Consider the following 19068-nt stretch of genomic DNA (forward strand, 5'->3'; position numbering starts at 1 on the left):
CACACAGCTCAGCCTTGAGCGAATCGTTTTATCACGGATAAGGTATTATCAGAAAGCGATAAATTACAAACCGCTAGCATTGAGTACAGCACGGATTTGATCATTGAAGTCAGTATCACTCATGTTACTAAGTTCATACAAGACTTCTGCACCAGTTAAGTTGAATTCAACTTCATGTTCGTCAATGCGTTCATCGTGATTGCGGAACATCAATAAATGATGCGCAATTCTAGCGATGTCGAGATAACTCACTTCTGGTCGCGTTAGCTCGTATTTTTCATTTGAGGATACTTCTCTGAAGTCGTTGTCAAACCCCCAACGCTCAAGTACCAGTTTACTTGTGGCAGAACAACGTGTTTGGAAGATCTGCAATGCAATATCTGGGTCTAAGTAATTACCCCTATCTAAGTACAAGTGGTACTCATTAATTAGGCAAAATAACCCTATATCGGCTAATAGACCGACCAATAACGCCTTTTCTTGCTCTAGATGACCATAAGTGCCTGGCTCGTGGCTACGAAACGATTGAACCAACATCACCATGACGGCACCGAGCTCACGAGATATCGCGGCACTCTTCACCAAGATGGCATTGCATTCTTTAGTGAGATTAACTGAGTGTTTAAGTTGCTCGATCGCTTGTGCGGTAACAATATCACGTACACGAAGTATTCCGAGACGAGATACCGCTGTAGTTAAGTCGTTGCAGGTGATATTTCTGCGATTGAAAATCACAGAGTTAGCGACTCGTAAAACGACCGCTGCTAATCCGGGATCTTCCAATAAACAGTTAGCAACATCGGCAATCGTGGTGTGTTCTTCGACACATAACTGCTGAATTTTAAGCACGACATCAGGAATAGGAGGTAACGAAATCTTACCCGTGGAGATGGACTGTTCTACCAGCTGAGCAAACTCGGATTCCAGTGCGTTTATAAGCTTATCTTTATTATTTGGCAGCCAAAAAAATGATAAATGTTCCATTGTGACGCTGTACTTGAGATCTTTCGTACAGTGTACCCTTACAGCGTATTCTTTATCAATTAAATGCGTATTATGTGCCCGTAATTGCCAGCGAGATCATAATGATGGCGCGTTTTAGGCATGCTATGCGTCAAAAAAATATCACCACACGAACAATAAGTGTGAAACTAATCACGTATGCAGAATTTATACTTTTTTATATGTGACCTATGTCCTAACTTATTTTTCAACGTTAAGTATGATTAAGCAAGTTGGTGAGCACAACTCACAAAAATATCGCCAACAAATCGACATTTATAATTCGCTATAAGCTGCTGTTTATCTGGTGACATCGCTAATCGGGGTAATTTATTCAGATTAAAGAGGTCAATGGACATGACAGACCAAGCTTTTTTTAAATATGTACGCACCTTCAGTGAGTACCAAAAACGTTCTATGTTCGGTGGTATTGGTTTATTCACCGATGATGCTATGTTTGCGCTTGTCAGCAATGATTGCTGCTACTTACGTGGTGGTAATGGGCTAGATGAAGTGTTTACTCAACTGAGCTGTGAGAAGTATAAGCACGTCAAAAAACAGACGACGGCAACCGTAAATTATTATGATGTAACCGATTTATTCGAATCCGGATATGTAGGGCTTGATGAACTGGTACAGAAATCAATTGAATACTCAATTAAGGAACGGAAATATCAAAAGTCCTCTGCCAGTAGACGCTTAAGAGACTTACCCAACATGCAACTAACCCTTGAACGTATGGTCAAGAAAGCCGGTGTTGATGACGTAGAAACCTTTTTAGAACTTGGACCTGTAAAAGTCTTCAACAAAGTTAAAACGGCTTACGGTAATGATGTTGATGTAAAGCTACTGTGGAAATTTGCTGGTGCAACTGATGGCGTACATTGGAAACTGATCCAAGAGCCGCGTAAAAAACAGTTATTGGCACTGTGTGACTAAGCGAAGCTGATCGCACAATGATTGACTCGTTTCGATGGAGTTAGCGGGTCGTAAAGGCAAGTGTGAAAAGCGGAAAAAGGACGTTGAAGTTTTTTACCACTTCATTGAGTTAGTCATTAAATTAGACAAAAAAACCGAGGCAGAGACCTCGGTTTTTGTTTTTTTAATTTGCTCTTTTCTTACAGCACAAATCTTAAAACTTAAAACGCGTAGTGAACATTACCTGATCACCGTAAAAATCGTTGATACGTGCTTCAGCACCCAAAGAGAAAAGCTCTGTTGAGTGGAATCGAGCGTAGGCAGAGCCAGTCCAATCGTCATCGTTATCGATAGAAACGTAGCCGACTTTGCCGCCTACTTCTAATTGAGGGCCCAACCATTGACGAACACCTAAGTTAAGCTCCATACCAACATCTGTGCTGCTCTCATTCGAAGGTTGCACAACGCGCATTAGCATTTCACCAGTAAGATCTGCCCAGTTGTTTAGCGGAGAATGGAAGCCAAAGCCTGCAGCTGAGTCAAAATCACTTTCAAACTCAGAGTCAATACGAGCAATCACATGCGCGTTCGGGTGAATTGATTTGCTGAATCCAGCACCAAATGTCACAGGACTTGCGCCAATACGTGCTTCGAAATAGTCGTAGCTAAAGTTGCTCATAGTTGCTGGCGCATTGCGATCGTTTGCAGCTAGGGCATGGCTTGATGCCACTAGTAAGGCAGCGGCTAATAGTGTTTTACGCATAACTAACGATAAACCTTGTTCATTATTTCCATGGATTCAAGCAACCACTTGAACCGTAATCTGATTTGTCCGACATCATAATAAAAAGGAAGGTCGACGACCAACAAAAATGTGTCGATGTTTTGTCAATTAACTTAATAGTTCCTTGGTTTAAGCAAAAACTACGCCATATACGTAGTGTCCGAGAATTTCACTCGGACAAGTAACGATGTTTTTCTAACCTCGTTCGACTATGCGAGGTTAGGTGGTGCAATGAGCATCGTTGAGTTCAAGTTAGAACCAAACACTTTATTACTCGCCAAAGCTTGCTCTTCTTTCTGCCATGGCGTTGAGGATTGCCTCAGAATCAAGGGTTTGAGTCCAGGATAGCAGGTTATCATCATTCTCAATCACAAACGCGGTAAGCTGAGACACGATTGCCTTTCTCAATGCTTCGCCTTTCCAAGGTTTGGCAATGTAATAATCGAGACTCGCGTTATTTACGGCTTCTACGGTGTCTTCCAAACCGGCTTGTCCTGTGAGTAAAACTTTGCGCGCTGCTTTTGTGTCACCATTTTGACTGAGTTCGATTAAGAAGCTGATCCCAGTTTGTTCCGGCATAATGTGGTCACATAAAATGAGCGCAAGCTGAACTTCTTCTTCCGCCATTTCCTCGATCACTTGCCTTGCTTCAGTGACTGATTCCGCTCCCTCGACAATAAAATGTTCCTCAAAGGGAGCGAGATCCTGGAGCACGCTATCCAAGACTTCTCGTTCGTCATCGACACATAAAATTAAATACTTGGTCATGTTTCATCTCCTTCTTCGATGACTGGTAACCAGACGGTCATTCGTGTGAACTGGCCGATCTCTGATTCGACGTCAATCCACCCTCTGTGTGCTGTTACGATTTGCTGGCAGATGGACAGCCCGATACCTAAGCCAAAATTACCTTCTTTTTTTGTGGTGAAGTTCAGCTCGAAAATGGCGTCTCTTTGCGATTCAGGAATGCCACATCCATTATCTTCAAATGAGATAACGGCATAATGTGTGTGCTCTTTTTCTACAAGGCGTGTTTGTATGTTTAACACACCTTTCTCTGGAAATGCGTCAATGGCGTTAGAGACCAAGTTCGTCCACACCTGTTGGAGTGCGATCGGTTGACAAAGGATGGAAGGCAAGTTTGCATAGTCGGTTGAAACTTGGTGCATTTTTAATTTGTTCTCGAAAATCACCAAGGTGTCTTCAATGCCCTCATGAATATCGGCATAGTGCAGGGTCTCATCATCTGACCGAGCATATCCTTTCAGGCTTTTTACCATATCAGCAATTCGTGCTGCACAGACATTAATTGAGCGAAGTGTAGAACCTGCTTTGTGGTATTGCTCTAGTGTATTGAGAGCATGATAAGACGTTTGCTGCTTTCTCGTTAGTTGGGTAAGTAGCTCGTGATCGGATTCTAAACCAAGGCTCACCACTTTCTTTGCCAACGCTCGGTCTGGAAGAGTATGGCTAAGCGCTTTTACGCGTGATCTGAGCTCGGCGGTTGAAGCGGGTTTTGAGGTTTGCGCTTTGTTCAGTAATTCAATGCCTTTGGTTTGTATATCGGAACTGGGCGCATCGTTAAGTAATCGTTCTAGTGTATGCGTTAAATTCTCTACGCCTCTTAATATCGCGGCTACTGGATTGTTTAGTTCGTGGGCCACTCCCGCAACCAATTGACCAAGCATCGCCATTTTTTCTCTTTCAATGAGCTGCTGGTGGGCTGATTCTAAAGATTCGAGCGTTTTTTGAAGTTGCAGTTTGGTGTTGATGCTTCTTTGCAATCGGCGGTTGAAGTGGCGTAAGAGCAAGTTTGTAAAAAGAGGCAGTAAGTTTGAGTCGCTTTGCATCACTTTATTGAATACGTTGCGATCGAGTTTGATAACTTCTGTTTTGGTTAGTGTTAGAGCTGTCGAGAAAGAACATTCCCCAGTAACAAACGACATGCCTCCGACAATATTCCCTTTGTTATGGCGTACAACCTCTCGCTGCATGCCTTGTTCATCGCGCTTGTACAGAGCCACTTCACCTTCGGTGATAAACCACAAAAAGCTATTTGGCTCGCCTTCCACGGTTAATAAGTGTTCAGGTGAGTATGTACGGCACGCTCTTGTTTCGTCATTATCTTTGAAAAATTGCTGGAGAGCGGAGATCACTTGCTCGGCTAACTCGGTATCAGACATCGAGTGGTAGTCGTGTAAGAATCCGGCTTGATAATGGCTCATCTGATTATTGATGTGCGCTCGCAACAAGCTGTGATGATCCAATATCTGACTGTAACTTAGCAGGTCTTCTTTACCGTTTCGCAATATAAATTGGGTCAGCTCTTTTTGCACTGTGTTAAATAAGACGTGATCTGGCAAAGGTTTAGTGAGGCAGTGGTCGAGCCTGCCCTCATTAACGGCAGTGAGAATTGCCTCTATATCAGACGAGCAGCTAATAAGAATTTTTCTTGCTTGCTCGGTATGTGGCATCCGGTCTAAACCAATAAGAAAATCCACGCCGTTAAAATGAGCGTGATGGCTCGCTATAACTAAAGCAACAGTCTGTTCTCTTTCTTCTAGATACTCTAAAGCGCTTTGAGCCTCTTCTATCGATTCGACAGAAAAAATATCAAACTTACTTGAGAAGGCAGACAGCTCCAATCGAAACTGTTCAGCACTGATTGGGTTGTTGTCGAGACACAACACAGCATAACGATTCACAGATGTTTTAGCTCCGGTTAAAACTTCGCCACGCAAACTTTAACAATAAAAGGACATGATGAGTGGGAGCCAAGTATGATTCCTGATTAATGGACTAGAATAAGCATCAATAGTCTGATTTGTCTCAATGTTTTCTCCGCAGGTGGTTTGGGGTAGACTGACCGAAAATATCTAATAAGTGACGTTATGCAAAATCTTAAAAAAATCGGCGCCATTGGTGGTGCTATCTCATTAGCACTGTGTTGGCCATTGGCTGTCGGACAAATTGGTCAGCCCATCATTGAAGATGGTATTACCAATATGAATGATGAAATGATTAAAGGCGAAGTGGTCGAGTATCAGCGTGGCTATTTGTCTTCAGTCGTGCTGACTCGTTATTCAGTTGTTGATCCTGAGCTTAAAACGCAGTTAGAGCGTGATGGTATGCCAACGACGTTTGACGTAACCAGTGATGTTAGCCACGGTCTAACAAGCCTAACAGCAGATTCAAAATTGGTGGACAATGACTTTTTGCCTCTCACGATGCATAGCCAGACTCAACTAAATGGCAATACAGCATTTATCCTCGACCTAGACAGTTGGCATTATCGTAACGAAACGCAAGGTGTTTCTGTTTCTACAAGCCCTGCAAAAGTAACAGGTGATGTGACGGTATTGGGTGATCTCAATTACCAAGTTTCCGTTCCTTCTGTTCAAGTGGATTTTGAAAACGGTGAAGAGCTTCATCTGAATGCATTGACAGGGCAAGGTAAAGGAAAGCAAGCAAAAGGCTACTGGTTAGGCGAGCAGTCTTTCTCTCTAGAGAAGCTGGATGTGGTTGATGCGAACTTGACGCCTGTCTTTTTGATTGAAAATGCGAGCTACCGTGGTAACACTACGATGAATGAGTCTGGTGATAAGCTGAACAGTCAGCTGAACCTAGATGCTAAGAAACTGCGTTTAACTGATGGTACGGATGTCGATAACTTTAAGTTGGATTTCTCAATTGCAGATGTGGATAGCCAGTCATTTGACCAAATTATGTCTATCTATCAAAGCTCTCCAATGTTAGACGAGCAGGAAATTGCGAGCTTATTGCCGCATGTTGACACGCTGTTTAGCAAAGGTTTTGATTTATCCGTGAACGAGCTTTCACTCGCGTTCGGTGACGGCAAGTTCCACAACGAGTGGCAACTATCCATCCCTGAAGGTACTGAGCATATTACTCAAGATCCAATGAAGTTGGTGACGGCCACTACTGGTGAACTTAGCACTTACTTCTCTGATGAATTAGTAACGCATTACCCATTTATTCAAGAAGGGATTGATGAGCTCCTTATTATGGAGTTGATCGAAAAAGTAGAGGGCGGTTATCAATTAAAAGCAGAAATTGGTGAAGGCAAATTGAAGTTCGAAAATGGGCATGAGTTCCCATTGGTGGCTCTACTTATGCCTGCTTTGATGCAACAACAGTAATTCGTGTTGTTGCGAATTTGTTCCAATTCAACGCTTAGTCTTTAAAAAGAGGTCGTAAGACCTCTTTTCTTGTTTTTATCACTGCGAAAACGTGATATTAATTTCGTAATATTTACATAGCAGGAGCAATGAGCATCATGGAACAAAATACGGACAACGTATTTAACTTCAGTGCAGGGCCAGCAGGTCTGCCTAAAGCAGTTATGCAGCAAGCACAACAGGAACTAATCGATTGGCAAGGCCTTGGTACTTCGGTCATGGAAATCAGCCACCGAAGCAAAGAGTTCATCAAAGTTGCAGAAGAAGCCGAGCAGGATTTACGTGATCTTCTGAATATTCCGGACAACTATAAAGTGCTGTTCTGCCAAGGTGGTGCTCGTGCTCAGTTTGCTGCTGTTCCTCTAAACTTACTTGGTGATGCCGATACGGCAACTTACATCGATGGTGGTTATTGGGCTGAAAGCGCGGTAGCTGAAGCGAAAAAATACTGCGAACCAGACGTGTTTGATGCAAAAACAGAAATCAACGGGAAAGTCGCGGTTCTACCTGCAAGTGAATGGAAAATTGCTCCAGAAGCGGCTTACGTTCACTTCTGTCCAAATGAGACCATTGATGGTATTGAGATTAACGATCTTCCTATCACCGACAAACCGATTGTTGCTGACATGTCTTCGACAATTCTTTCTCGTGAAATCGATGTGTCTAAATACGGTGTGATTTACGCGGGCGCTCAGAAAAATATTGGTCCTTCCGGCATTGCTATTGCTATCGTGCGCGATGATTTATTAGGTATGGCGAAGCAGGTACTACCAAGTATTTTGGATTACACTGTTTTGGCAGAAAAAGAATCAATGTTCAACACGCCACCAACCTTTGCATGGTACCTGTCTGGTCTTGTTTTCAAATGGCTGAAGGCACAGGGCGGAGTAAAAGCGATTGAGCAAGTGAACCGCGCTAAAGCCGCGCTACTGTATGATTACATCGATCAGTCTGATTTCTACCGTAATGGCGTGTACTCAGCAAACCGTTCTTTGATGAACGTGCCATTTCAACTTGCTAAGCCTGAACTGGATGCAACCTTCCTTGAGCTAGCAGACTCTAAAGGGTTGAAAGCGCTAAAAGGTCACCGAGCAGTTGGTGGTATGCGAGCATCCATTTATAACGCAATGCCGCTTGAAGGCGTTCAAGCGTTAGTAGACTTCATGCAAGAGTTTGAGAAAAACTACGCGTAAACTCAAACTGATAGTTGTTCTCCAAAGCGTCGCTATTGCGGCGCTTTTGTTTATCTCAACTCACATCATTCCAGGAAGGTAAAATGACCAAGGCAAATATTGAAGCGCTGACTAAGCAGTTCCCACTCTTAGCAGCACTTATTGATCTTGAAGAGGTTTGTTGGTTTAACCCCCATATCACTTCCTTGGAGGAAGGCTTACCTCATGTCGGGTTAGATGAAAAAGATATTCAAGCGGCGAGTGAACGGCTAGCACGATTTGCGCCTTATTTGATGAAAGCGTTTCCCGAAACGGAAACGTCGCGTGGCATTATTGAGTCCCCAGTGGTGGATATTCCCAATATGAAAGTGCGTTTGGAGCAGCAATACGACACACCAATATTGGGCCATTTAATGCTCAAAAAAGACAGTCATTTGCCAATTTCTGGTTCGATCAAAGCGAGAGGTGGTATTTATGAAGTGCTCACTCATGCAGAAAAGGTGGCGTTTGAAGCCGGCTTGCTCTGTGAAAACGATGATTACAGAAAATTGTTCAGCAATGAGTTTCGGCAGTTTTTTAAGCAGTACAGTATTGCGGTTGGCTCAACCGGCAATCTTGGTATGTCCATCGGTATCATGAGTGCGAAGCTGGGTTTTTCAGTTTCAGTCCACATGTCTGCGGATGCGCGGGAATGGAAGAAAAATAAGCTCCAGTCACATGGTGTTAATGTCGTAGAGCACCAGGAAGATTATGGTATTGCTGTCGCGCAAGGTCGTAAAGAGGCAGAAAAAGATCCCAGCTGTTTCTTTATCGATGATGAAAACTCACGGACGCTGTTTCTAGGTTACTCTGTTGCGGGTGAGCGTCTTAAGCAGCAATTTGATGACTTGGGAATCGTTGTTGATGAGCATCATCCATTGTTTGTTTATCTTCCTTGTGGTGTTGGCGGTGGACCTGGTGGGGTGGCATTTGGCTTGAAGGTAGCATTTGGCGAGCATGTCCACTGTATTTTCGCAGAGCCAACGCACTCACCGTGCATGCTGTTGGGCGTACATACAGGCTTGCATGACGATATTTCGGTACAAGATTTGGGTATCGATAACATCACCGCCGCTGATGGTTTGGCAGTCGGGCGTGCCTCGGGATTTGTCGGAAGAGCGATGGAAAGGCTACTTGATGGTTTTTACACCATTGATGACGCTCGTATGTATCACCACTTGGGTGAGTTAAGTGAACTGGAAGGTATTAATCTAGAGCCTTCTGCATTAGCCGGTATGATTGGGGCAGTGCACGTCTCGAATAACCATGCTTATCAGTCTCGAATGAAATTTGACGAAGAAAAACTCAAAAACGCAACGCATCTTGTTTGGGCAACAGGTGGGGGTATGGTTCCGGAAGATGAAATGGCGGCTTATCTCAAAAAATCTGGTCGGTAAATCAGCACTGTATACGTGCTTAATTAGGTAACTAATAATACAGGAATAACAAAAGGGCTCATCGTTTGATGAGCCCTTCTCGTCACTGAAAATCGAATTATAGAGATTGTAATAGCTGGTAGTAACGACCTTTTTGAGCGAGTAGCGTTGGATGGTCGCCTTGTTCGATGATCTCACCTTGTTCCATCAAACAGATGCTATCCATGCTTTCTAGCTCTATCAGTCGGTGTGTAATGAATACTACTGTCTTATTAGCAAAGTGTTCATTGAAAAGCGCCATCACTTTTTGTTCCGTACGCTTATCGAGGCCTTCAGTCGGTTCATCTAAGAGTAGGATTGGGGCATCACGTAGCAATGCTCGAGCAATACCGATTCGGCGTTTCTCACCACCAGATAACTGACGGCCGCCGTCGCCTAACCAAGCGTCTAACCCCGGCTCTTCCAGAAGTCCGCCAAGCTCGACTTTTCGTAAAATAGTGGACAGTTGCTCATCACTTGCATCCGGAGCGGCCATGAGTAAGTTGTCACGTAGTGTCCCGTTTAGTACATCTACGCGTTGACTGACCACAGTCATTGCTGCTCGCAGGTCCGACTCGCTCCAATCTTGCAGTTTTGTACCACCGATTCGAACTTCACCTTGGTTAACATCCCAGTAGCGGCAAAGAAGCTGAATCAGTGTTGATTTACCTGAACCTGTTTGACCTACAATTGCAGTTTTAGTGCCCAACGGTAGTGAGAGTGACAAGTCTTTCAGCACCTTTTGCTGACCGTCAGGGTAAGTAAAATCTATGTTGTCGAATTCAATGTCTAACGTTGTGTCTTTATGTTTCGACTGCTCAGGGAAGACAACGTCAGGTTCAGCCAAAATTACTTCATTTAAACGACGAGCAGAAGTCAACGTTTGACCGAGATACTGGAATGCGCTCGCGATAGGCATCAGAATCTCAAAGCTCGCCATGGTTGCAAACGCAAACAGCGCAATCCAAGGATCAGGAGCACGACCACCTACGCCGTCTGCAGCAAACCAAAGCATCACAACCAGTGTAATGCCGTTCACCAGCATAAGCAGGCCTGAAGCCATGCCCGTTAAATTCGCGTTCACAAATTGGTTAGACAGCAACTGCTTCTGCTTCTCTAGAATGAGATTACGATAACGTTCTTCTGCTCCAAAGATACTCAGTTCGCTGTAGCCTTGAAGCCAGTCCAGTGTCGCCACTCGCAATTGCGCTTTATGATGAGTGAGATTCTCGCCATTATTTTTACCCAGTTTATAGAACAGCACTGGCCATACAAACAACATGACGGTAAGAATCGAGCCAAGCAGTAGGGCGAGATGCCAATCAAAGAACGCCAGGACAGCCGTTAAACTCAATATGCCAAAAATACCAATCACGACAGGGCTGATAAGTCGAAGGTATACGTGATCCATCGCATCTACGTCCGCTACTAGACGGTTGAGCAGATCGGCATCACGCATCGTAGAAACACGACCCGGAATCAGTGGTGCAAGTTTCTTAAAGAAGAAGATACGTAGATCGGTAAGCAGCTTGAACGTTGCATTGTGGCTAACGACACGTTCTCCCCATCGACCTGCGGTTCGAGCCATTGCAGCGCCGCGTACCCCGGCACCTGGTAACATGTAGTTGAAGGTCTCACGAGCAACCGTCAAGCCTGCCACCGCTGCGGCTGAAATAAACCAACCTGATAGCGTTAATAAGCCAATAGACGCCGCTAAGGTCAGAAATGCCAGTAGCATACCTAGCGAAAGACCAAACCAGTGTTTTTTATAGAGTTTTAGATAAGGGAGTAAATCACGCATCTAAGTTCCCCTTGTCTGTTTCACGTTGTGCGAGGTTCGCTTCCAACATGTCTTTAAATAAGCCATCTTCTGTCGACAGTGTGGCGTAATCACCACGTTGAACAATCTGGCCGTCCTGCATAACAAGAATTTGCGATACGTTTTGTAAAGGCGCAAGTTGGTGAGTAATCATCAAATTCGTTGTGGCATGCGCATACTTGTTAATGCCTTCCATCACGAGTTTTTCACTGCGAGCATCTAAGCTTGCGGTTGGTTCATCTAATAACCAAAAACGACCATTTTGTAGCATGGCGCGAGCCAGTGCTAAACGCTGCGCTTGGCCGACAGATAAACCACCAGAACGATCAGATATCGGATAATCCAACCCATGCATTTCAACAAATTCAGCAGCGTGAGAGTCATTCAACACAGAATGTACGTCTGCATCCTGAATATTTTGCTTACCTAGTGTGATGTTATCTCGAATGCTACCGTGTAATAGCATCGGGTTTTGACCAATCCAGCTTACTGCCTCTCGCCATGTGGCTAGATCCAGTTGCGACAATTCGCAGCCATTAATTTTTAAGCTACCTTGATAAGGCATGAAACCGAGGATTGTGTTTACCAAACTTGTTTTACCTGCGCCACTTGGTCCAACCAACGCTGTACTTTTGTTGGCTTCAAGAGAGAAGGATAGGGGACCTGCGAGCTGCTTACCTTCCGGACTAAAAATGGTTAACTGGTCCGCTTCAATATGGATAGGGCTGTTTTTATCTAACGCTTGGGTACCATCTTTGATTTGATCGACTTCCAAATCCAGAAACTCGACAATGCTTTCTGCTGCGCCAACCGCTTGCTGTTTCGCATGATAGAACGTGCCCAAATCACGTAATGGCTGATAAAACTCTGGAGCAAGAATCAGAATGAACAAACCAGCAAAGAGCGTAACACCTGTGCCGTAGTAGCCGAAGTCCAGCTCCCCGATATAACTAAAGCCAAAGTAGACAGCGGTAATTGCGATAGAAATGGAAGTGAAAAACTCTAACACCGCAGAAGACAGAAACGCGATTTTCAGAACGTCCATGGTACGAGTACGAAAGACTTCTGAAGCACCCTTTAGCGTCTCAGTTTCAGATTTTGTTCTATCGAATAAGCGAATGGTTGTCATTGCTTGCAAGCGGTCATAAAAGTGACCCGACAAACGCTGCATCGCTTTAAAGTTTTTACGGTTTGCTTCTGCGGCTTTCATCCCAACCAGTGCCATGAAAATAGGCACCAGTGGTGCAGTGACCAGGAAGATCAAGCCTGCTGCCCAGTTTACTGGGAATACGACAACCAAAATGATGAAAGGCACTAGTACCGATAATGACATTTGAGGCAAGTAGCGTGAGAAGAAATCTTGCATATCTTCTACCTGCTCTAAGATGAGCGTTGCCCAACTGCCAGCAGGTTTGCCTTTGATGTAAGCTGGCCCAAGTTTATGAACTTTATCTAAAATGAGTTGGCGAATATAAACTCGAATTTGCTCCCCGCAACGGTAACCGGCAAGCTCTCGACCCCAGGTACAAGCAGCTCGACCGATAACCGTGCCACCGAGCCCAACAAAATGCCAAATGAGGTCGGCTTTGTCGACTTGGTCAATGATTAACTGGTGCAGAATGGAGGCGAGCAGGGCTGCTTGAGCCAATAAAAACACGCTTGAAAGTACGCCTAGGCCTATCGCAATCATAAGCCAGCGCTTGGCTAACTTACTTTGTTGCTTCAGCCACTTATTCAAGCTGCTTTGCTTTTTCTTATCCATCGTGAAGGCTTAATGATAATTGTTTTAATGAGGCGGTAGTATACAAAAGAAAACCCAGCGGGAATACCGCTGGGCTTTAAGGATATGACACAAATGTGAAAAGTTATTTGTCACCAAGTGAGTCTAAGAAACGTTCAGCATCTAATGCAGCCATACAACCTGTACCTGCAGAGGTGATCGCTTGACGGTAGTTGTGGTCCATTACGTCGCCAGCTGCAAATACACCTTCGATACTAGTTTGTGTTGCGTTGCCTTCAAGACCTGATTGAACGATGATGTAGCCATCTTTCATGTCTACTTGGCCTTCAAAGATTTGTGTGTTTGGCTGGTGGCCAATTGCGATGAATGCACCCATTACATCGATATCTTCTGTCGCACCGCTGTTCACGTCTTTAATGCGGACGCCCGTTACGCCCATATCGTCACCCAGTACTTCATCGAGAGTGCGATCGGTATGAAGAACGATATTACCGCTTTCAACTTTATCCATCAGGCGTTTCACAAGGATCTTCTCTGCGCGGAATGAATCGCGGCGGTGGATCAGGTGAACTTCTGACGCAATGTTAGATAGGTATAGCGCTTCTTCAACAGCCGTGTTACCACCGCCCACAACTGCAACTTTCTGATTACGGTAGAAGAAACCGTCACAGGTTGCACAAGCAGAAACGCCGCGACCTTTAAATGCTTCTTCAGACTCAAGGCCAAGGTATTTTGCTGATGCGCCGGTAGATATGATTAAGGCATCACAAGTGTACTCACCTGAGTCGCCTTTTAAACGAAATGGGCGTTGTGATAGCTCTACTTCATTGATGTGATCAAATACGATTTCAGTTTCAAAACGCTCGGCGTGTTCTTTCATGCGATCCATCAATGCTGGACCTGTCAGTCCCTCAGCATCGCCTGGCCAGTTTTCAACTTCAGTTGTGGTGGTTAGCTGACCACCTTGTTGCATTCCCGTCACAAGCACAGGGTTTAAGTTTGCACGCGCTGCGTAGACGGCAGCTGTGTATCCTGCAGGACCAGAACCAAGAATTAATAATTTACAGTGTTTTACGTCGCTCATTATGGCTCCAAAAAGGGCGTAACATTTCCCTCGATTGTATGGAAATTCTTAGTGCTTTAAAAGCATAAACAACGATTGTGATCGAATAATTGGTTATAGATTAGAACCCACTAAATATTGATAGAGAACGTTGACTTCTAGCATAAAATTCTATTCGTAGTAGAGAAGTCTAGTTTCAAATATTGTCAAAGCGTAAAACTGAAACATGACTCTGTTTTTGTGTTTTTATTTGGTTTGTTATGTCGTTTTCGTCGTTTTGTTGAAGCTATCAACGTTAAAAGCTGGTAATTGCAGAATATTTGCGTAACCTAGTGTGTAAATTAAATGTTAATTAATGTGCCTCATTAAAGGAGCAAATGATGTTACATTCACGTGAGAATACTCTACATTTAACACAGCTCAGCATGGCAGCAATTGAGCAGCTTTCCCCATCGTTTGAAGAACTGCCTCGTACCGAACATGCAGATGGTCAGTATCGACTACGACGTTATTCTGTGGTTGGTTTTGATAACGGCAAAGTCATCGACTTAAATAAAAATAGCTTTGTTCAATCCTCTGATATCAACCGATTTCAAGGTGATGTTGTAAGACAATTCGAGCCAATTGAGAAGGATATTCTTACCAGCGATGGCTTTCGAGAAATGTGTGAATTGTTTGTCAATGCGAATCATCTGCCAAACGGTCAAGAAATAGAAATTCACCAAATCCGTATCAGGGCACTGGAAGAAGAAACCCAAGTAGCACCTGAAGGTGTGCACCAAGACGGTTTTGATCACATTGCAATGGTTGGTGTGGGACGCCATAACATCATCGGTGGCGACATCATGCTTTACAGCAGCCATAACCAAGCCCCATTTTTCCGTAAAGTGCTAGAAACCGGAGAGGTCGCAATCTTGGCTGATAGCAAGCTGTGGCATAACGCGTGCCCAATCCGCTCTGTTATTGATGACGAAGCGGGCCATATGGATGTATTTGTACTCACTGCTACGGATAAGCGTAATGAACTTCAATCTTAATCAGATCAGAGCGCAATTTCCGGCGTTGGCTCAATACCACAACGACAAGCCCGTGACGTTTTTTGATGGTCCAGGTGGCTCACAAGTGCCTCAATCAGTACTAGACAGCATGGTAGGGTATTTAGGTCGTTTCAACGCTAACTTAGGCGGACATTATTTTTCTAGCCAAGTGACCGTTGACGTAATGCAAAATGCGCGTGAGTCGGCTCAGGCTCTACTTAATGCCCCTTCATCTGGCAATATTGTCTTCGGTGCCAATATGACCTCACTAACCTTTCAGCTTAGTCGCGCGATTAGTCGAGATTGGCAAGCAGGAGATGAGATCATTGTCTCCGCTTTGGATCACTATTCAAATGTATCCAGCTGGCAGCAAGCGGCAGAAGATAAAGGCGTTACGGTTCATCAAGTTCGTATCAACGAAGAAGATTGTACGCTTGATATGGAGCATTTAAGCCGCCTTCTTTCTGATAAAACGCGCCTTGTCGCTGTGACTTATGCATCGAACACGACGGGCTCTATTGTGGATGTACAGCAAGTAGTCAGCATGGCGCACAATGTTGGGGCACAAGTTTATGTGGATGCCGTCCATTATGCGCCTCATCATTTGGTTGATGTTCAAGCGTTAGGTTGTGACTTTTTAGCTTGCTCAGCTTACAAGTTTTTCGGACCACACGTTGGTATTGCTTACATAGCCGATCAGTGGCTCCACAGTATTCGCCCTTACAAAGTCGAGCCTGCCACTAATATAGGCCCTGGTCGATTTGAAACAGGAACGCAAAGTTTTGAAGGTCTTGCTGGTGTCGTTTCTGCGGTTGAGTATCTGGCTCAATTTGGTGAAGTCGGTTTACCTCTTCGCCAACGATTGGAGCAAAGCTACCAACTGTATGAACAACATGAGCAGCGCTTGAGTGAGCGTTTCTTGCAGCGTTTGAATGCATTAGATGGTGTCAATCTATTCGGTATCGCAAAGGAAGATAGCCAACTCCGCACGCCAACTTTTGCGCTAACGTTTGACCGATATTCTCCAGAGTTCATCGCGAAAACACTGGGTGAACATAACATTTGTGTATGGAATGGTCACTTTTATGCGTTGGGCTTAGTTCGTCAACTTGGTTTAGAAGAATCGGGTGGTGTAGTGCGAATTGGTTGTATGCATTACAACACAATAGAAGAAGTCGATATGTTATTCGATGTGCTAGAAAGCATCCTTGACGCATAACTAACGATTTCTTCCTAATAGAAAAACAAAAGCTCGAGTCAAACTCGAGCTTTTTTCATTTTTATTTGAATCAACGCGTTCTGCAAGCGATTACTCACTAACTTCAACTTCATAGGAAGTGAATTTTCTTACATTAATAACGCCGGTATCAAAGATGAGGTATTGACCTTTGATGCCTTGCAAAGTGCCAGTAACAACCGGGTTTTTATCGAAGTTATGCGAAGTGATCTTCGTTGGGTGCTGTTGTACCGGGTAGCTAAGGTCGGTAATGCTTTCGTTTAATACTTCAATGGCATCTTCGCCGAATTGCTGTTTTATCTCGGCAATTTTCTCTTCGACTAAAGGCAATAGCTCAGCAAAACGGTCCTGCAATGCCATAGGTTCACCGTCACCTTTTAGCAGTGTGCGCCAATTGGTCTTGTCTGCGATATGTTTCGCCAGTTCAACTTCAATTAAACCGGAGATATGGCGAGTTTTTACTTTAAAAATTGGCAAGCCCTGAGTCGCGCCTTGGTCAATCCAACGAGTCGGGATTTGAGTATGACGAGTAATACCAACTTTTAAGCTGGATGTGTTGGACAGGTAGACAAAGTGATCCACCATGCAATTCTCTTCACCCCATTGTGGTTCGCGACAAGTCCCTTGATCGTAGTGGCAGGTCTCTGGCTTCATGATACACATGTCGCAGCTTGCTAGCTTTTTCATGCATACAAAACAGTGGCCTTGCGAATAACTCTTTTTCGTTTTCTTTCCACATGAGCAACAAAAAATATTGCCAGTGTGAGTCAGTGTGAGCGTTTTACCCAGAAACGGAGTTAAGTCGATCTCTTCCTCACCGACAGGAAGACGGTAGTTGACGGCACCGTCCAGAGAAGCACGCATTTTGTTTAGCGTGCCAGTTGCAATTAATGACATGACATTACTCATTATTGTGTTTTTGCACAGTATATACTGAAGTGGAGAAGAGATGCAGGGTTGACAGGAGCTTTAAAGTAAATGTCTTGCACTAAATTATTATGCATCGTGTTTTATTTTCTAAAAATTATGGCTGTGAAATGCTTCGCAAATAGAAGTTGGGCTGCACTTTTTAGAAATTTTAAAACGTGATAACGGTTCAAAATCCGTTACTATGTGTCGAAACTAAGAATTGAATGAAAAAGCGATTTTATTTCTTGATAAATCACCTTGATTTCATTTTTTGGAATTATTGAACCCCACGTATTGTATAATCTCAGCAGGTCACTTGCCCATGAAGTGGATCCATAACTTTATCTTTGCTCTTTCTATTTGCACTATCAGTTTGGTTGCCCTTTATAGTGTGCTTGGCGATACGCGAAAGCTGACCATTACACCTGAGCATTTCAATATCTATGCAACTAAAGATGCCAGTGAAGGAGGTGTGAGTGAGGCAGATATCACATACGATCGGCAAAGCCTAGTTCTTAGCTGTGAACTAAAGCAGAGCTCGTATGCTTGGCCTTATTGCGGAATCTCGGTTTATACCGATTCAGCAACGCCAACACAGGGTATTGACCTTTCCAACTACCATACGATTCGATTGAAGGTGCGATATGAAGAGGCAGGAATAGGGGCTAACCCTAGCCACGACCTACGTTTGTATCTTCGCAATTATAATTCTGAGTATTCCAAGCCGGACGACGAGTACACCATTAAATATAATGGCATGCAGTTTTCTCCATCGGGTTCGAGCGATATTGTCGAAATTCCGATTAAAAATCTTCAGGTGATGACCTGGTGGTTAGTAGATAACGGAGTCGCGATTGAACACTCTGCACCTGAATTTTCAAACATCACACGTATTGATATTGCAACTGGGTCTGGTGCGGCACTTGGTAAACATAGAATTGTGATTGATAAAATTGAGTTTGAAGGCGCTTACCTTGCGCAAGAAACATTGTTGTATGCATTATTACTCTCTTGGATGGCGCTTGGACTGGCTTTTTCACTGCATGAGTTACGAAAAAATAGAGTGGCTTATGAAAAAGCGCAAAAGCGTCACCGTCATTTGGAAAAGGTGAATGATACTTTGCGAGCTCAAAACTATGAGTTTGCAGAGCTAGCGCATCGAGATGCTTTGACGGGCGCGATGAACCGATATGCTGTGCAACACTGGCTGGAACAACAATCTCGTCAGGTTCGCTGGGGGCATAACACCTTCAGTATTCTCTATTTGGACTTGGATAAGTTTAAAAAGGTGAACGACAAATTTGGGCACCAAATGGGGGATGACATATTGCGCGAATTTGTCATGGTGGTAGCGACTTCTATTTACTCAGACGATCGACTCGTTCGTTGGGGCGGCGAAGAGTTTGTCGTATTTTGCCCTGATACCAATATTGAACAAGCGTTAGAGAAGGCAGAAATGATTCGCAAAAATGTGGAGGATCATTTGTGGGTGCACGGTGAATCATTAACTTGCAGTATTGGCGTTGCCCAAATGCAGAATGAACGCGTCTCAGAAACCATGGCGAGAGCTGACGAAGTGCTGTATCAGGCGAAGCGCAATGGTCGCAACCGAGTGGAAGCTCATTATGGTTTACTTGCTTGCGAAAAGAAGCAAGCCTGATAGCCGTTCACTAAAAGGAAAGAAAAAAGGTGGCCAACTGGCCACCAAGAGGGAAACTGCTGAACACCACTTA

15 protein-coding genes are annotated in these 19068 nt (G+C 44.1%); 7 read left to right on the plus strand and 8 right to left on the minus strand.

What is annotated here, in order from left to right:
- Positions 1–63: 63 nt before the first annotated feature.
- The gene (locus R8O10_RS17070) at positions 64–984 is read right to left on the minus strand and encodes an HDOD domain-containing protein (protein ID WP_025766846.1); all 921 of its coding nucleotides are present in this window, start codon (positions 982–984) and stop codon (positions 64–66) included.
- Between the two features lie 369 nt (positions 985–1353).
- Here R8O10_RS17070 and R8O10_RS17075 point away from each other — a divergent pair, with 369 nt between their 5' ends.
- A complete protein-coding gene (locus R8O10_RS17075; protein WP_005378007.1) occupies positions 1354–1941 on the plus strand; it encodes a TfoX/Sxy family DNA transformation protein in 588 nt (195 codons plus the stop codon).
- 193 nt (positions 1942–2134) lie between these two features.
- Here the strand turns inward: R8O10_RS17075 and R8O10_RS17080 are convergent, their stop codons facing one another.
- The 3 genes from R8O10_RS17080 to R8O10_RS17090 all read right to left on the minus strand — a co-directional run bounded on the left by R8O10_RS17080 (position 2135) and on the right by R8O10_RS17090 (position 5409).
- Positions 2135–2683 carry a hypothetical protein gene (locus tag R8O10_RS17080; RefSeq protein ID WP_005378006.1) on the minus strand — a complete coding sequence of 183 codons (549 nt, stop codon included), beginning with the start codon at positions 2681–2683 and terminating at the stop codon, positions 2135–2137.
- 291 nt (positions 2684–2974) lie between these two features.
- The gene (locus tag R8O10_RS17085) at positions 2975–3472 is read right to left on the minus strand and encodes a response regulator (RefSeq protein ID WP_047100727.1); all 498 of its coding nucleotides are present in this window, start codon (positions 3470–3472) and stop codon (positions 2975–2977) included.
- Positions 3469–5409, minus strand: a complete 1941-nt coding sequence (locus R8O10_RS17090) for an ATP-binding protein (RefSeq protein ID WP_318191559.1) — start codon at positions 5407–5409, stop codon at positions 3469–3471. The genes R8O10_RS17085 and R8O10_RS17090 overlap by 4 nt, the downstream gene beginning before the upstream one ends.
- 186 nt (positions 5410–5595) lie before the next feature.
- Here R8O10_RS17090 and R8O10_RS17095 point away from each other — a divergent pair, with 186 nt between their 5' ends.
- From R8O10_RS17095 to R8O10_RS17105, 3 genes are all read left to right on the plus strand, one after another.
- Positions 5596–6864 (plus strand): DUF945 family protein, encoded by a 1269-nt coding sequence (locus R8O10_RS17095; RefSeq protein WP_318191560.1) that lies wholly within the window; start codon positions 5596–5598, stop codon positions 6862–6864.
- Between the two features lie 137 nt (positions 6865–7001).
- Positions 7002–8096 carry a 3-phosphoserine/phosphohydroxythreonine transaminase gene (serC, locus tag R8O10_RS17100; RefSeq protein WP_170960344.1) on the plus strand — a complete coding sequence of 365 codons (1095 nt, stop codon included), beginning with the start codon at positions 7002–7004 and terminating at the stop codon, positions 8094–8096.
- Between the two features lie 83 nt (positions 8097–8179).
- Positions 8180–9511 (plus strand): D-serine ammonia-lyase, encoded by a 1332-nt coding sequence (locus R8O10_RS17105; RefSeq protein ID WP_136976099.1) that lies wholly within the window; start codon positions 8180–8182, stop codon positions 9509–9511.
- A gap of 97 nt (positions 9512–9608) precedes the next feature.
- Here the strand turns inward: R8O10_RS17105 and cydC are convergent, their stop codons facing one another.
- The 3 genes from cydC to trxB form a co-directional block, all read right to left on the minus strand.
- The gene (gene cydC, locus R8O10_RS17110) at positions 9609–11330 is read right to left on the minus strand and encodes a heme ABC transporter ATP-binding protein/permease CydC (RefSeq protein ID WP_136976101.1); all 1722 of its coding nucleotides are present in this window, start codon (positions 11328–11330) and stop codon (positions 9609–9611) included.
- Positions 11323–13110, minus strand: a complete 1788-nt coding sequence (cydD, locus tag R8O10_RS17115) for a heme ABC transporter permease/ATP-binding protein CydD (protein ID WP_017634866.1) — start codon at positions 13108–13110, stop codon at positions 11323–11325. The genes cydC and cydD overlap by 8 nt, the downstream gene beginning before the upstream one ends.
- Positions 13111–13213: 103 nt before the next feature.
- A complete protein-coding gene (gene trxB / locus R8O10_RS17120; RefSeq protein WP_005377991.1) occupies positions 13214–14173 on the minus strand; it encodes a thioredoxin-disulfide reductase in 960 nt (319 codons plus the stop codon).
- 359 nt (positions 14174–14532) lie between these two features.
- Here trxB and R8O10_RS17125 point away from each other — a divergent pair, with 359 nt between their 5' ends.
- Together R8O10_RS17125 and R8O10_RS17130 are read left to right on the plus strand one after the other, a co-directional pair.
- Positions 14533–15189, plus strand: coding sequence for a 2OG-Fe dioxygenase family protein (locus tag R8O10_RS17125; protein ID WP_005377989.1), 657 nt, complete (start codon positions 14533–14535; stop codon positions 15187–15189).
- Complete coding sequence (locus R8O10_RS17130) at positions 15173–16408, plus strand: cysteine desulfurase-like protein (protein WP_213965334.1); 1236 nt, start codon at positions 15173–15175, stop codon at positions 16406–16408. Before R8O10_RS17125 ends, R8O10_RS17130 begins: the two co-directional genes overlap by 17 nt.
- Before the next feature lie 90 nt (positions 16409–16498).
- Here R8O10_RS17130 and R8O10_RS17135 read toward each other — a convergent pair whose 3' ends face one another.
- On the minus strand, positions 16499–17323 hold the full coding sequence (locus tag R8O10_RS17135) for a DUF2797 domain-containing protein (RefSeq protein WP_005377984.1): 825 nt from the start codon (positions 17321–17323) through the stop codon (positions 16499–16501).
- Between the two features lie 334 nt (positions 17324–17657).
- Between R8O10_RS17135 and R8O10_RS17140 the strand changes: the two genes are divergently transcribed.
- Positions 17658–18995, plus strand: a complete 1338-nt coding sequence (locus R8O10_RS17140; RefSeq protein WP_154204672.1) for a GGDEF domain-containing protein — start codon at positions 17658–17660, stop codon at positions 18993–18995.
- The last annotated feature ends 73 nt before the right edge of the window (positions 18996–19068 follow it).

It is taken from the genome of Vibrio sp. 1727 (assembly GCF_033344415.1).
GTDB lineage: Bacteria > Pseudomonadota > Gammaproteobacteria > Enterobacterales > Vibrionaceae > Vibrio > Vibrio alginolyticus.

Excerpts from the sequence above, each read along its gene's own strand:
- R8O10_RS17105 (WP_136976099.1), top strand. The coding sequence starts at position 8,180 with ATGACCAAGGCAAATATTGAAGCGCTGACTAAGCAGTTCCCACTCTTA.
- R8O10_RS17080 (WP_005378006.1), bottom strand. The coding sequence starts at position 2,683 with ATGCGTAAAACACTATTAGCCGCTGCCTTACTAGTGGCATCAAGCCAT.
- R8O10_RS17070 (WP_025766846.1), bottom strand. The coding sequence starts at position 984 with ATGGAACATTTATCATTTTTTTGGCTGCCAAATAATAAAGATAAGCTT.
- trxB (WP_005377991.1), bottom strand. The coding sequence starts at position 14,173 with ATGAGCGACGTAAAACACTGTAAATTATTAATTCTTGGTTCTGGTCCT.
- R8O10_RS17125 (WP_005377989.1), top strand. The coding sequence starts at position 14,533 with ATGTTACATTCACGTGAGAATACTCTACATTTAACACAGCTCAGCATG.
- R8O10_RS17075 (WP_005378007.1), top strand. The coding sequence starts at position 1,354 with ATGGACATGACAGACCAAGCTTTTTTTAAATATGTACGCACCTTCAGT.
- R8O10_RS17140 (WP_154204672.1), top strand. The coding sequence starts at position 17,658 with ATGAAGTGGATCCATAACTTTATCTTTGCTCTTTCTATTTGCACTATC.
- R8O10_RS17085 (WP_047100727.1), bottom strand. The coding sequence starts at position 3,472 with ATGACCAAGTATTTAATTTTATGTGTCGATGACGAACGAGAAGTCTTG.
- cydC (WP_136976101.1), bottom strand. The coding sequence starts at position 11,330 with ATGCGTGATTTACTCCCTTATCTAAAACTCTATAAAAAACACTGGTTT.
- serC (WP_170960344.1), top strand. The coding sequence starts at position 7,002 with ATGGAACAAAATACGGACAACGTATTTAACTTCAGTGCAGGGCCAGCA.
- R8O10_RS17130 (WP_213965334.1), top strand. The coding sequence starts at position 15,173 with ATGAACTTCAATCTTAATCAGATCAGAGCGCAATTTCCGGCGTTGGCT.
- cydD (WP_017634866.1), bottom strand. The coding sequence starts at position 13,110 with ATGGATAAGAAAAAGCAAAGCAGCTTGAATAAGTGGCTGAAGCAACAA.
- R8O10_RS17095 (WP_318191560.1), top strand. The coding sequence starts at position 5,596 with ATGCAAAATCTTAAAAAAATCGGCGCCATTGGTGGTGCTATCTCATTA.
- R8O10_RS17135 (WP_005377984.1), bottom strand. The coding sequence starts at position 17,323 with ATGTCATTAATTGCAACTGGCACGCTAAACAAAATGCGTGCTTCTCTG.